Below are 12,785 nucleotides of genomic sequence, written 5' to 3' on the forward strand. Positions count from 1 at the left end.
TCGATCGAGGGGGGGGGACGGGTCGCTCACCAGTTCGTGTACGTCAGATGGTTGATCGCGAGTGCCAGCACGACTTGCGCTGCCAGCCAGAAGCGCACCGAGCGGTCCCCGATCGCGACAGTGGCAACCGTCATCCACACTTGGAACGGCAGCCAGATGCGTTCCGTCTCCGCCTTGCTCAGCCTGCTCAGGTCCGCGAAAGCCACCGCCAGCAGAGCGGCCACCACGAGCAGAGTCACAGGCTCGGCACGTCGCACACGCGGCAGTGACACCACGCGGGACAGCGCAGCGGGCACCGCGAGTCCCACCGCACACACCAGAGCCGCGATGTTGCCCCAACTCCAGTACTGGAACGGGCGCGCTGACGCGATGCCCTGCCAATACCGTTCCTGGACCGCGACGTACCCGTCGAACCACCAGAAGCCCGACGCGGTGAAGAGGCCGGCGACGACGAGGGCGCCGCCGATCGCCGGTACCAGTGGCCGCACGCGGCGAGAGGCGATCAGGACCGCCAGGGCCGGCAGTCCCATCAGGGCGAGGCCGTAGTTGAGGTAGACCGAGAACCCGAGCAGGAGACCCGCCGCGACGGCCGCGACGTCGTGTCGCGCTCGTCGACCGGCTGCTGCGACGGTCAGGAGGGCGATGCCCCAGGCGGACACACCGGTGAAGAATCCGTCCGCGGAGACACCGATCCAGATCGCGCTGGGGGCGATCACGGCGAACGGGATCAACCGTCGGGCGGTGTCGCGGCCGACGAGCGCTGCCACGGCGACAGCGGTGGCGACGGCGGCCGATGACCCGACGATCACACACAACCATGCGGCGGCCGCGCCTCCCCCGAGTCCGATGCGGTCCAACCACACGAACGTCAGGATGGCGCCGGGGGGATGCCCGGAGACGTGCGTGGCCCACGAGTCCGCCTGGCCGTCGATGATCCGGTCGGAGAAGCCGCGCAGTGTGGCACCGATGTCGTCGATACCACCTACTTCGGACAGATACTCGTCGCGGGACGTCAACTTGTCGACGAACCCTTTCTGCCAGCCGTCGACCGCAGCCAGACCGACGGTCCAGACAAGGGTCGTCGCCCAGGTGACAAGGAGCAGCGGACGCCACGACATGCGTGCCGCCACGGACGGGCCGAGGATCACCACCAGGACGCCGACGATCACCGCGACCGGAGTCCCCGGCCCCACATGAGCGCCCCACCGCCCGAACAGAGGCGCGAGCGACGCGAAATCGTCGAAGTCGAAACCCATGCCGCCGATCAGCGGAGTGACGACGGCATTCTCCCGCCGCGCCACGACCACTGCCGCGACGACCAATGCAGCCGCAAGTAGTGCGCCGATCAGTTCCGGAACTCGAGGAACCCACCCGCGCCGCCGATCGGTCGCGGTCGGGCCGCTCACTCGGAAGTCTCGGGGGCCGAACCGTACGGGGGTTTGACGAAGTGAGCGAAGTGCCGACCGGCGATCGCGGTCACACCGACCGGTACCAGCCCTCGTGCCGCGGCGAGTGGCGCCAGCGCGTCCGCATCGATTCGCGCCCAGTCGTACCAGGGCCCCGCAGTCTCGTCGTTCTCGATACGCAGACATTCGGCGACGAATCCCGTTCCGGGCGTTGCCACTTCGACGTGCACCGTCCCGCTCTCGCACGCGATGTCGTGCGCACGACCGATGACACGGCCGGGATCACCACCGATGCCGATGTTCCCGTCGACGAGAAGCACTGTGTCCCAATGCCCTTCGTGTGGAACGATGTCGAAGATGTCGGCCAGCTCGGCTTTGGCACCACGTTCGCGGACCAGCGCGACAGCTGCCGGGGACGTGTCCACACCCATCGCCGATACTCCCCGTCGCCGCAGTTCCTCGACCAACCGGCCCGGCCCGCACGCGAGATCGATCGTGCGCCCCCGGCAGAGGGCGAGCAACGTCTCGTCCACTGCGCGGTCATCGGCGTCTGCGTGCTCGCCGCCGAGCCAACGCCCGACCGGCAACAAGTTCCGTCGGCCGTCCCGGTGCCGCACCCACCACGCGGTACCGGTGGAGGCAGTGTCGAACAGAACATCGAAATTGTCAGGGGCCTCGCCCGCCGAAGTCGCTGTCACGCTTGTCCCTTCTACAGACCCCGACTGGTCCGGCACTTCCTCGATGTGGATGATTGTCCATTCCCGGTGGACGTCGGCGACAAACGTCGCGTTCAGTCGTTTTCCACGTTCAGGGGCCATCGCCCGACTCGTCGACACGATCCGGCCCACATCGGTGTCGATGTGGGCCGGGTAAGAGGCTGTGCCTCGTTACTGCGTGTTGACGGTGATCGTGGCGACTCCCACCAGCAGTCCCGGGGTGACGGCGTCGGTCTTGAACGTCTCGTTCAGCAGGCCGGCGGCGGTCTCGGAGATATGCACGGTCGTGCCCTGCAGAATCGCGGTGTTGTTCGGGCCGGTGGCCAGCGGCTCGAGGGTGCGGCCGTCGAGATCGAACAGCACGGCGTCGGTGGCGGCGCTCTCTCCGTTGACGGTCACATCACCCATGAGCAGTGAGGTGCCCGGATCGATGACGAAGTTGGTCAGCTCCACCGTGGTGCCGCCGGCGGTCAGGGACAATCCGCTGCCTTCGTGGTCGATGGAGCCCTGCACGTACGGATCGACCGTGCCCGGCGTCCAGTACTTGACGTTGCCGCCGGTGATCGGGAATCGAAGTGATCCGTCCGCCAGGGTCGCCGTGCCCACGGTTCCCGGGGTCAACCCGAGCGTGGTCAGAGCGTCCGTGAAGCCGGTATCGAGCGCAACGGCGGTGTCCACGCCGGTCAGAGCATCGACCTGCGCGGCGGGTTCGGGCTGAGTGGACGTCGATGCGGCAGCGGAGGACGAACTGGACGTCGTTGCCGCTGCCGATCCGCCGTCGTCGCTGGACGAGCAGGCGGCCAGCGGGACGAGGGACATCACGCCGATCGCGGTAGCGGCCACGGACTTACGAATGGTGAACATTGCAGCTCCTTGTCGTCGGTAATGGTTACTCCACATTCGCCGCGACACGGCCCATGGATGGTGTTCGACTGCAATAGTTCCCGCGGCCACCTGCGTGGCAGCGATGGTGGAACGTCACCGAAGCGGGCGTGAAACGTTCTCGCGGAGATCTTTTCGCATGATCCCTAGGCGCCCTGTGTATCCGTCCGATCGTGGCCGCGTGGCATCGCTGGTGACGGCCGCCTCACCGCCGCGAGCACCCGCACCACGAACACCGCGGCGCTGATCGCGATCATGGCCGCCACGACCCACAGCCACCGCTCGAGATACGGGTCACGATTGAGGCCCGTGGCCGCCACGATGGCAGTGTCGTCGGTGTTCAGGATGCCCGGGAAGAACACCAGCAGCGTCAGCGCGGCGCCGAGGGCCGGCACCCGGATGTGCTGCCGCACCGAAACCTGTCGAACCGTCCAGTTGCGAGTCGGGCGCGTCGCCCGATCCGCCAGCGAGTACAGCGGGTACAGAACCAGGTCGTGCAGGATCGCCGCGCCGATGAACCAGACGGCGATCGACTGCCACCACCTGTCCGGGTTCCACAGTGCGTCCACCCCGAGAGTCAGGACGGCGGCACCCGCGAGGACGAAGGACACGACCATGACGGCCGCGTGAGCCGCGCCTGCCCCGTACAGCCGCCTCATCGATCGGCCCCGCCTGCGAAGTCGATACGCGACACCCACTTGGTGTTGTGGACACCGGGAAGGCCCGGAACGATCACACGCGCGGGATAGCCGTGGTCGAGCGACAGCGCCGCACCGTTGACGGTCAACGCGAGAAGCGAATCCGGATGCCACACCTGGTTCTGCGCCAGCTTCGCCTGCGCGAACGCACCTCCCTGTTCCAGCGAGGCCACTGTGGCGGTGCCGTCGGTCACGCCGGCGAGGCCGGCGAGGTCCCGCAAGCGCACCCCGGTCCACTCCTGCGTCGTCGACCACCCCTCGACGCACGCGATCGGCAATACCGCGGTGTGCTGATCCATCGCCTCGAGTGCTGCTCGGTCGAGAACCACGCTCGTCGTTCCCGACAACTCCACACGCCATGAATCCCCGGTGGACGCCGGATCGATTCCCGCTGCGACCGCCGTGCGATTGATCTGGAAGTCGTTCGGCCCGTCGCCGTAGGAGCGGCCGCGGGGCACCAGCAGAGCGGTCGATCGCAATGGCCCGTCGATGGTCTGCCCGATAGTGAGTGCCGCCAGCAGTCCGCTCCCGCCGGCCACGAGTGCAAGGGCCCCGCGCCGAGAGATGCCGTCCGGCGCTTTCTGCTCGTGCTCCGGTTCCACCCAGGCCGCTCGATTGCGCTCCCGGAGCACCTCGGACAGCGACGTCTGCCGCAACGTCCTCCACATGACCCTAACCTTGACGGCCACGTGCGCGAGGAATCCGGCAATGAACACCCATGCCCCAAAGTAGTGGGCCGTGTAGAAGTCGAAACCGAAGACGTAGTCGTACTGGATGTTGAGCACACCGGTGACGATCTCGAACAGCACACCACCGACGAGCATCAACAGGCTGAGCCGCTCCAGCGCCTGCGCCGGGGATCGGACCGGCGGCCACTGCACCAGCTTCGGCATCACCGACCACAGCTTCGCGAGCACCAACGGAATGATGACGATGCCGAGCGTGACGTGCAGGCCCTGGTTCACCCGGTAGATCCATGACGGATCGGTCGGCCAGTCGAACTGGGGCAATCTCAGCCACCCCACGTCGCCCGGGCGGGCCTGCCCGAACTGCGGCCCGTACGCGATGTAGGACAGCAGACCGGTCACGGTGATCACCGGCAGCGACACGAGAAGGACGGCACCGAACACCGACGTCAACCACGGACCGCGGATCGCACTCTGGAACTGGGGCAGAGGAGGCAACGGCACGACCCTTCGACTACCCCGACGACTGATGCTCACCACCATGGCACGTCGACGATCGCCGCGCGAGCGAACTGGGCAGCGAGCATCCCGATGGCCGTGTGCACCTACATGCGCGAAACTCCTCCACAGCGACGTGTTCGAGCCCTGCTACCTCGTCGGTCGGGCTGGTGGCGGCGACCTCCGCCACCAACGCCGACCCGATCATCGCGGCTGTGGTGTGCTGCACGACCGTCAGCTCCCCCGGCGGGGTGCGGTACAACTCCAGTGAACCGGTGGTCGACTCCCCGACAGCCAGCGCGAACGTGACCACAGAGCGCACCTCGAGTACCGCCTCGACCCGATGCGTTCAGTCGGTACGACCGGCCCACATGATTCTCGCAACCCGAACGTGGTTGCAGGACTGCGTCAGGACACGACGCCTGTGAACTTGGGTCGCCGCTTCTCCATGAAGGCGCGCCCACCTTCCACGGCATCGTCCGAGCCGGCGCACATGGCCACGAAAGCCTCGGCCTCGGAGAGCATCTCCGGGTAGAGGTCGCTCGCGAGGGCCACCTTCGCAGCCCGCACCGACATGGGTGAATTGGCCGCGATGGTCGTCGCGAGTGTGCGCACGGCCTCGTGCAACTGGTCTTTCGGGACCACCCGATTCACGAGACCGATGGAGAGAGCGGTCTCTGCCGTGACGCGACCGCCGGTGTACAGCATCTCGGCGGCGTGACCGGAGCCGACCATGCGTTGCAGCACGCGCGTCGGCGGAACCGGGTATGCGATTCCCAGACGTGCGGCGGGAATCGCGAACGCGCACGCCTCATCGGCGATGCGGATGTCCGCGGTGAGCGCGACGGCGACGCCGGCGCCCATGCAGAAGCCGTGCACCATCGCGATGGTCGGCGTGTGCATGGCGGCGAGTCCGAAGAACAACGCGGCAATGGCGTCGTCGGCGGCCTGCTTGGCATCGGTGGAACCGTGCTGCGATTCGAACTCCGAGATGTCGGCTCCGGAGACGAATGCCTCCGAACCTTCCCCGCGCAGCACGATGGCGCGGATGTCGGGGCGTTTGTCCAGCTCTTGCAGTCGCGCGTGCAGATCGCGCATCATCGCTGCGCTCAATGCGTTGCGACGGGTCGGATTGCTGATCACGGCCCATGCGACCGCACCGTCGATCTCGACGGAGACAGAGCCTTTCTGCTCCACTGTGGCAGTCATGACAGGCCGTTTCGGCGAACTTCTGGGTGCTCCATGCCTGAATTTTAGATTCGGGCCTTCCACCGAGAGCGCGGCCGAACCATTGTCTGGCGGTCTCACAAACCGGCCGCACTGTCCCGTGGTCATGACCGCGCATTCCTGCGCCGTGCCACCTCCCGCGCACCCACACGTCACTAGTCGGTCTGCGTCGGACGCGCATCGACCGGACGTCCAGTGGTCGCGCGTTGCGACATACCGTGTGTGGGGTCGACACGCGGCGTACGGTTGGGCGCATCCGGTGAAGTCATCACCGCGCAGCGTCCTCCGCGCACGTCGACAGGTGTCATGACTGCACCACAGAGGACTCCGCATGACGGATTCGGTCACGCCCGGCCTGCCCCCGGACGATCACAGCACGGCGGCAGCACTGGCCGCCGCGAACGCCTTCGACGACGAGATCGCGGGAGCGTTGTCGTCCCGCACGGCCAGTGGTGTCCGCACGGCGATCACGATGCAGTACTTCGCCGCGGACACCTTCGACGCATTGGACGCCTTTCGTGGACTCCTGCTGTCGCACAGTCGGTTCGAGATCCTCCTCCAGGGCTTGTGCGAACAGGCGGTCGCCGCGATCCCCGGAGCGGACAGGCCGGGGTGACCCTCCTGCATCACGACGCGGCGAACCCTGAGACCGCGGCGCGGTCGGATTCCCGAGTCAGCGACATCGATGCCGACCAGTACCGCGTGAACGAGGGGCCTTGCCTCGAAGCCGCCCGGACCGGGCGCATCGTGTGCGTGCACGTCGAGGATGCTGCGGCGCGATGGCCGCTCTTCGCCGCTGCAGCCTCCGAGGCCGGTGTGCGCAGCTTCCTGTCGGCACCCCTGGACGTCGATTCCGAACATGCTGGATCGCTGAACATCTACAGCTTCGGCGATCACGGCTTCAGCGACATCGACGAGGTGCTGGTCACGGTGCTCGTGACCGCCGTGGAGGTCGCGGTGTGGGAATCGCGGTACACCGCGGACGCTCGGGAAGAGTCAGGCAATCTCCGCAGAGCGATGGAGACCCGGGCTTGCATCGAACAGGCGAAGGGCATCGTCATGGCAGTTCGGGGTATCACCGCGGAAGCGGCCTTCGCCGCTCTGGTCGAGCAATCGCAACGAGAGAACGTGCGTGTGTCGGTGCTTGCGGAACGCACGGTCACCTCGGTCGTGGCGGTACCGCTGTGACCCTTGATCGCGCACGCGAGCAGGACGTCGACCGACGATCCGTCCAGGTCACCGCCGCCCGCAACGGGTCTGTACTCATCGTGTCGGTCCGCGGCGATCTGGACCTCGAGTCCACGCCCATGCTGACGGCAGGTCTCGACCGAGCACTGTCTGACAACGTGCCCTCTGCGGTGATCGTCGACCTGACCGACGTCGATTTTCTCTCTTCCACCGGCATGACGGCCCTCATCGACACGCACCGCCGACTCGGCGCACTCGTCGCGCTCGCTGTCGTGTCGAACGGGCCTGCGACCACCCGTCCACTCACGCTCGTCGGAATGGACGAGATGCTCTCGCTCCACCCAGACCTCGACGCGGCACTGGCCGCGGTGTCGTCCTGAACGGTCGCACGGCGGGCGTGCTGAACGCGACCCATGACGGTGTCGCAGACAGCACTCTCGGTCCGAGCGTCCGGAACCCGGGCCTCGTCATGTCAGCTGTCCCCGCTGACGCCCTGTGCATCGGCGCCGTACGCAGAGCGTTGTCCGCATGGCTCCGTATCCTGCCGTTCGACGACGCCCGCAGAGCCGATGTGGTGCTGGCGGTGTACGAAGCGATGGCCAATGTCGTCGACCACGCGTACCTCGACACGGACGGTGTCGGCACGATGCAGATCAGCGCCACCTACTCGGTCGACCTCGGCGCGCTGGACGTCACCGTCGCTGATCTCGGGCGGTGGAAACTGCCTGTGCACAACGCTCTTCGGGGTAACGGCCTGCCGCTCATCACGGCACTGAGCACATCGTCGACAGTGGATCGTTCGGGCACGGGGACCACCGTCCGCGCGACATGGTCCTCGACGGCGCGTCAGCACCCGGAGTCCGCTTTCCACTGACTGAACGCTCGGGATGACCCACCCGCGCAGCTCACCTGGATCCGCGGCGTCCAGTCGGTCGAACCCACTTGTCGGTGTCCGAACATACAGTTCGACCATGACCGACCCTGTGAACCGCGTGGAACCGCCGTTCGTCGCGGACGAAGTGACCATGCTCGAATCGTGGTTGGACTACCACCGAGCAACTCTGCTGTGGAAGTGCCACGGTCTCACCGACACGCAGTTGACAGTGCGGTCGATACCGCCGTCCACTCTGTCCCTTCTCGGCTTGGTGAGACACCTGACAGAAGTCGAACGTAGTTGGTACGCCAGACGGCTCGCCGGCCGTGAACGCCCACCTCTGTACTACTCGGACGCCGAGCCCGACGGAGACTTCGACAGCCTCGACTCGACACCTGTCGCGGAGGTGTTCGCCGCCTACGACAGGGCCGTCCAGGAGAGTCGGGCCCTCGCCGCGAACACCGACCTGGAAGCGTTGTCGATCGGCACGGTCGATGGCCTGCAGGTCTCGCTGCGCTGGATTCACCTGCACCTGATCGAGGAGTACGCCCGACACAACGGACACGCAGATCTCCTCCGCCAGTGCATCGACGGGGACACCGGGGAATGACCGCCGATCGTCGCGCGACAGACCACGCTCGGCGATCGGATCGCGGTGAACGGTCCACTCGCGCAGAACTCTGATGTGTCCGCGCTGGGTCCTGACAACAGTGCACGGCGCGGTGGCGGCACACCGCCCTCGATCTCCTCGGTGTCGATACGCTCGAGTCATGAGTCCCGACCCGACCTCGTCTGTCGGGTCGCCATCAAGTGACGAGCCATCAGATGTCACGCTCGGAGTCGTTCTGGCGGTGAGTATGTTCCTGCCGGCCTATCTCGGTGCCACTCTGGTCACGGATGCACTTCTCGGTCGACCGGGACTACCGACGTCGCCGCTGGTGTGGCTCCTCGTCGCTACGCCACTCGGAATCGCGATCGTCCGCTTCGAGGAAGCCGTGCAGGCCAGACCGGACTGGGACAAGCGACAAGGCCTCTGGTACGGGACGGGGGTGGGGCTGATGACACTGCCCCCGCTCGGTCTCGCGCTGTTCGCAGCCACACCGGTTCTGACCTCGCTACCTCGGGGCGGACCGTCGGCGCTCGTCGTCGCGGCACTGGTGATCCTGGTCGGAGTCATCGTCGTACGGGGGAAGCTTCGCGGGTCTGCCTGACGTGGTGGCGCGAACAGTCGTACGGCGGTCGGTCCTGCTGGGCCGATGTTTCGGCGACGACGTTCCTGGCAAGTCCTCGCTCCTCGGCCATCAACGGCTCAGCCGTTCGCGCCGACGGCGGTGCACTCCCCACGATCATCTGACAGTGGATCGTCCTCGCCGACCGGACGTCATGGCAGGGGACGCACCAGTGCGACTGCGCTCTCGTGCGCTCGGGTGAGGGCGAGATCGAGTGGCATGCGCCGGAAGTCGTGGGACAAGATCTCGACACCCCAGGTTCCGTCGTATCCGACCTCGCGCAGAACACTGATCAGTCCGTTCAGGTCGAACACTCCCTCACCGCACAGTCGACGGTTGTCCATCGTGTCGTCGAACAATGACCCGACGACGTGCTCGTCGGCATCATCGAGTTCCACACCGAACACGACGTCGCCGGTCAGGGAAGATCGCAGTTCGTCGAGGGTGGTGCCGGCGCGGAAGACGTGCCAGGCATCGACGATCACGCCGCACGCGGGATCTCCTGTGGCGCGGGCGAGGTCGGCCCCGTCCGGGATGGTGGAGATGATCGAGAACGGCATCGGTTCGATGGCGATGCGGGTGCCGCGCTCCACGGCCTCGCGGCTCAATACGCGTAACGCGTCGACCACGGGTTCCAGGTCACGAGGCGGCGCATTCTCCGAGCCGATCTTGATGTGCGTCGGCTGGAGGATCTCAGCGGCCTCCAGCAGCAGGTCGCGAGTGTCGTGGGTGCTTCCCTTCTCTCCTCTGGGGATCCACCACCGTTCCAGCAGTTCGATCTCGACATACCTCAACGGCGAATCGTCGAGCATGCTCCGCAGGGCCGGTAGTCCGATGTCGTCGCGAATGGCCGCGAGGTCCGCGGCGACGATCCCCATGCCGGCGAACCCGGCATCGGATACCGCCGTGATCCGGTCCGCGATCGGAATCGGACTCACAGGGTGTGGCGCGTCGGGGCGGACATCGCCCGCCGACGTCCAACACGCTGCGATCAGTTCCGGCGCCATCGGTGCGATGCGTCGGTCCGCTCCTCGGGTCATGGTCAGGATCCTGTCTGCGTCGGGGTACCTCGCGGCCACCGCGATAAGGACTGGTGCGACGTGGCCCGGATGCAGGAGGTGGCACCGGGGGCGAGGTGGTCTCCTGCAGTGTGCCGATTCCGACATCGTCGGATCAAGCAGGTGGAGCCATCAAAAACCCCTCGCCGAGGTGAGCCGGCGCCGCCCCGGTTCCGATCGTCGCCCGATGATCGAGTCACGCCGAGTGGGTACGACCGAACTTCTGCGGCAATGTTAAAAACGGCTGGAGCCACGCAGTGATCGTCGTCAGCGCGATCACGGAGTTGGAAGCAGTGGCCGTCGTCGCCGCGCGGTCAGATATTTTGCATAGCCTTACCTAAGTCGCTACGCTCCAGCGAGTAAAGGTTCGGTCAAGACATCACACCCTCTGGAGCCTCGTGAAGACCCCGAAAACCCCGATCCTCGCCCTCCTCGCCACCGTGATCACGGTGAGCGCGCTCGCGAGTTGCAGCACCGACGACACCACGTCCGCGGGCTCCGCCACCACCGTTTCGATCGACACCGCCACCGGACCTGTCGAGGTCCCCCAGAACCCGCAGCGTGTCGTCGCCCTCGACAACACGTCGCTGGAGACCCTGCGCGCGTTCGGCGTCGAACCGGTGGCGCTGCCCAAGCCGATCATGCCGTACGAAGGGTTCGAGGACTGGATCGACGACGACGCCATCCTCGACGTGGGGACGCACCGGGAGCCGAACCTGGAGATCGTGAACGAAGCGGAACCCGATCTCATCATCGGCGGCTACCGCTTCTCGGAGTACACCGACGAACTCGGTCGCATCGCCCCCACGCTGGACATCGCGCCGTCCGACGATGCCGAGGGTGGTTACGTCGAGTCGCTGAAGCGCCAGACCGCCTCTCTCGGCGTCGTTTTCGACCGCGAGGAGCAGGCGGCCGAGATCATCGCGGCTCTCGACGCCGCGGAGGAGAACGCGGCGGAGCGGACCACCGGCCAGTCGGTGTTCCTGTCCGTCGTCTCGGGCGGCAAGATCGACAACGGTGCCGGACGGATCGGTCGGATCATCGAACCGCTGAACCTGCGCGACGTCTTCGCCGGTGAGGCCGGCGACGTGCACGGCGACTCCGGCCTTGCGCCGGAGGCCGTCGCCGCGGCGAACCCGGAGTGGATGATCGTGCTGGACCGCGACGCCGCGGCCGGCGAACCCGGTGCAGCTCCGGCGAAGTCGGTGATCGATGCACAGGAAGCGTTCGCCCGCACCACGTTCGCGTCCGAGGACCAGATCGTCTACCTCGATCCCTACTTCTACACGCGCGAGAGCATCCAGGCGTACGCCGAGACGTACGAGCAGCTCGCGGATGCCTTCTCGAATGCATCGTAGGACAGCACTTCTGGGCTCGGCGGTGGTCACCGCCGCCCTGGTCGCGGCGTCGCTGCTCGTCGGCGAGTTCGACATATCGCTCGGCACACTGCTCACCGACCCCGTGGCGCGGGAGATGTTCCTCATCTCCCGCGTCCCGCGGACCCTCTCGTTGATCTTCGCGGGCGTCGCCATGGCGGTGTCCGGCGTGGTCATGCAGATGATCACTCAGAACAAGTTCGTCGAGCCCACCACCGCCGGCACGAGCCAGTGGGCGGGGCTGGGCATTCTCGCGGCCCTGTTGCTGGCGCCGAATCTCGGGCCGATGCCGAAGATGCTGATCGCCACCGCGTTCGCCTTCGTCGGCACCATGCTGTTCGTGGGCGTCCTGCGTCGAATCTCGTTGGAACAACAACTGGTGGTCCCCCTGGTCGGCATCATGCTCGGCGCCGTCGTCGGCGCGATCACCACCTTCCTCGCCGGCACATTCGACCTGCTGCAGTCCATGTCCGCGTGGCGATCCGGCGGATTCAGCGGCATCGTGCGCGGTTTCTACGAACCCTTGTGGGCCGTCGTCGTCATCGCCGTGCTCGTCTACCTGCTCGCGCACCGCTTCACCGTCGCCGGCCTCGGGAAGGACCTCGCCACCACGGTCGGACTGAACTACGACGCGACCGTCGTGCTCGGCGTCGCGATGGTGGCGGTGTGCACCGGTGTCACCAGCGTGGTGGTCGGCTTCATCCCGTTCCTGGGCCTCATCGTGCCGAACATCGTGTCCATGGTCCTGGGAGACGACGTACGGAGGAACCTCCCGTGGGTGGCGGTGCTGGGCGTCGGACTGCTGCTGGCCTGCGACCTGATCGGGCGCACGGTGCTCTCGCCCATGGAGATTCCGGCCTCGGTGATTCTCGGCGCGCTCGGCGCCGCGGTCTTCGTCCTTCTCGTGGTGAGGCAGCGACGTCATGTTCTTGCGTGAATCACCCTCG

General features: G+C 66.6%; 15 protein-coding genes. 8 read left to right on the forward strand and 7 right to left on the reverse strand.

Annotated features, from left to right (window positions below; translation table 11 throughout):
* Positions 1-26 precede the first annotated feature (26 nt).
* From HQ306_RS05600 to HQ306_RS05625, 6 genes are all read right to left on the reverse strand, one after another.
* Positions 27-1,406, reverse strand: a complete 1,380-nt coding sequence (locus tag HQ306_RS05600) for a hypothetical protein (protein WP_374197692.1) — start codon at positions 1,404-1,406, stop codon at positions 27-29.
* Positions 1,403-2,104: a class I SAM-dependent methyltransferase gene (locus HQ306_RS05605; protein WP_308115487.1), complete on the reverse strand. Its 702-nt coding sequence runs from the start codon at positions 2,102-2,104 to the stop codon at positions 1,403-1,405. Before HQ306_RS05605 ends, HQ306_RS05600 begins: the two co-directional genes overlap by 4 nt.
* A 189-nt stretch (positions 2,105-2,293) precedes the next feature.
* Complete coding sequence (locus tag HQ306_RS05610; protein ID WP_222628112.1) at positions 2,294-2,986, reverse strand: hypothetical protein; 693 nt, start codon at positions 2,984-2,986, stop codon at positions 2,294-2,296.
* A gap of 164 nt (positions 2,987-3,150) precedes the next feature.
* Positions 3,151-3,663, reverse strand: coding sequence for a hypothetical protein (locus tag HQ306_RS05615; RefSeq protein ID WP_222628114.1), 513 nt, complete (start codon positions 3,661-3,663; stop codon positions 3,151-3,153).
* A complete protein-coding gene (locus HQ306_RS05620) occupies positions 3,660-4,931 on the reverse strand; it encodes a molybdopterin-dependent oxidoreductase (RefSeq protein ID WP_222628116.1) in 1,272 nt (423 codons plus the stop codon). The genes HQ306_RS05615 and HQ306_RS05620 overlap by 4 nt, the downstream gene beginning before the upstream one ends.
* A gap of 363 nt (positions 4,932-5,294) precedes the next feature.
* Positions 5,295-6,095 carry an enoyl-CoA hydratase-related protein gene (locus tag HQ306_RS05625; RefSeq protein ID WP_056449321.1) on the reverse strand — a complete coding sequence of 267 codons (801 nt, stop codon included), beginning with the start codon at positions 6,093-6,095 and terminating at the stop codon, positions 5,295-5,297.
* Between the two features lie 349 nt (positions 6,096-6,444).
* Between HQ306_RS05625 and HQ306_RS05630 the strand changes: the two genes are divergently transcribed.
* The 6 genes from HQ306_RS05630 (at position 6,445) to HQ306_RS05655 (ending at position 9,386) form a co-directional block, all read left to right on the forward strand.
* The gene (locus HQ306_RS05630; RefSeq protein ID WP_222628118.1) at positions 6,445-6,729 is read left to right on the forward strand and encodes a hypothetical protein; all 285 of its coding nucleotides are present in this window, start codon (positions 6,445-6,447) and stop codon (positions 6,727-6,729) included.
* Entirely contained in the window at positions 6,726-7,301 is a 576-nt protein-coding gene (locus tag HQ306_RS05635) for a GAF and ANTAR domain-containing protein (RefSeq protein WP_222628120.1), read from the forward strand. The genes HQ306_RS05630 and HQ306_RS05635 overlap by 4 nt, the downstream gene beginning before the upstream one ends.
* Positions 7,298-7,681 carry an STAS domain-containing protein gene (locus tag HQ306_RS05640; protein WP_222628122.1) on the forward strand — a complete coding sequence of 128 codons (384 nt, stop codon included), beginning with the start codon at positions 7,298-7,300 and terminating at the stop codon, positions 7,679-7,681. Before HQ306_RS05635 ends, HQ306_RS05640 begins: the two co-directional genes overlap by 4 nt.
* 89 nt (positions 7,682-7,770) lie before the next feature.
* Entirely contained in the window at positions 7,771-8,175 is a 405-nt protein-coding gene (locus tag HQ306_RS05645; protein ID WP_222628123.1) for an ATP-binding protein, read from the forward strand.
* Between the two features lie 97 nt (positions 8,176-8,272).
* The gene (locus HQ306_RS05650) at positions 8,273-8,785 is read left to right on the forward strand and encodes a DinB family protein (protein WP_056449311.1); all 513 of its coding nucleotides are present in this window, start codon (positions 8,273-8,275) and stop codon (positions 8,783-8,785) included.
* Positions 8,786-9,026: 241 nt separating this feature from the next.
* Positions 9,027-9,386 carry a hypothetical protein gene (locus tag HQ306_RS05655; RefSeq protein ID WP_222628125.1) on the forward strand — a complete coding sequence of 120 codons (360 nt, stop codon included), beginning with the start codon at positions 9,027-9,029 and terminating at the stop codon, positions 9,384-9,386.
* 170 nt (positions 9,387-9,556) lie between these two features.
* Here the strand turns inward: HQ306_RS05655 and HQ306_RS05660 are convergent, their stop codons facing one another.
* Positions 9,557-10,444 carry a sugar phosphate isomerase/epimerase gene (locus HQ306_RS05660; protein WP_222628127.1) on the reverse strand — a complete coding sequence of 296 codons (888 nt, stop codon included), beginning with the start codon at positions 10,442-10,444 and terminating at the stop codon, positions 9,557-9,559.
* A gap of 416 nt (positions 10,445-10,860) precedes the next feature.
* Here HQ306_RS05660 and HQ306_RS05665 point away from each other — a divergent pair, with 416 nt between their 5' ends.
* Positions 10,861-11,820 (forward strand): ABC transporter substrate-binding protein, encoded by a 960-nt coding sequence (locus HQ306_RS05665; protein WP_222628130.1) that lies wholly within the window; start codon positions 10,861-10,863, stop codon positions 11,818-11,820.
* Positions 11,810-12,775 (forward strand): ABC transporter permease, encoded by a 966-nt coding sequence (locus tag HQ306_RS05670; RefSeq protein WP_222628132.1) that lies wholly within the window; start codon positions 11,810-11,812, stop codon positions 12,773-12,775. The genes HQ306_RS05665 and HQ306_RS05670 overlap by 11 nt, the downstream gene beginning before the upstream one ends.
* The last annotated feature ends 10 nt before the right edge of the window (positions 12,776-12,785 follow it).

Origin of the sequence: Rhodococcus sp. BP-160, assembly GCF_019836205.1 — a bacterium.
In the GTDB taxonomy this organism is placed as follows: domain Bacteria; phylum Actinomycetota; class Actinomycetes; order Mycobacteriales; family Mycobacteriaceae; genus Rhodococcoides.

Bases quoted from the DNA above. Each gene is read 5' to 3' on its own strand.
- HQ306_RS05610 (WP_222628112.1), bottom strand. From the start codon at position 2,986: ATGTTCACCATTCGTAAGTCCGTGGCCGCTACCGCGATCGGCGTGATG.
- HQ306_RS05615 (WP_222628114.1), bottom strand. From the start codon at position 3,663: ATGAGGCGGCTGTACGGGGCAGGCGCGGCTCACGCGGCCGTCATGGTC.
- HQ306_RS05620 (WP_222628116.1), bottom strand. From the start codon at position 4,931: ATGGTGGTGAGCATCAGTCGTCGGGGTAGTCGAAGGGTCGTGCCGTTG.
- HQ306_RS05625 (WP_056449321.1), bottom strand. From the start codon at position 6,095: ATGACTGCCACAGTGGAGCAGAAAGGCTCTGTCTCCGTCGAGATCGAC.
- HQ306_RS05630 (WP_222628118.1), top strand. From the start codon at position 6,445: ATGACGGATTCGGTCACGCCCGGCCTGCCCCCGGACGATCACAGCACG.
- HQ306_RS05645 (WP_222628123.1), top strand. From the start codon at position 7,771: ATGTCAGCTGTCCCCGCTGACGCCCTGTGCATCGGCGCCGTACGCAGA.
- HQ306_RS05650 (WP_056449311.1), top strand. From the start codon at position 8,273: ATGACCGACCCTGTGAACCGCGTGGAACCGCCGTTCGTCGCGGACGAA.
- HQ306_RS05660 (WP_222628127.1), bottom strand. From the start codon at position 10,444: ATGACCCGAGGAGCGGACCGACGCATCGCACCGATGGCGCCGGAACTG.
- HQ306_RS05670 (WP_222628132.1), top strand. From the start codon at position 11,810: ATGCATCGTAGGACAGCACTTCTGGGCTCGGCGGTGGTCACCGCCGCC.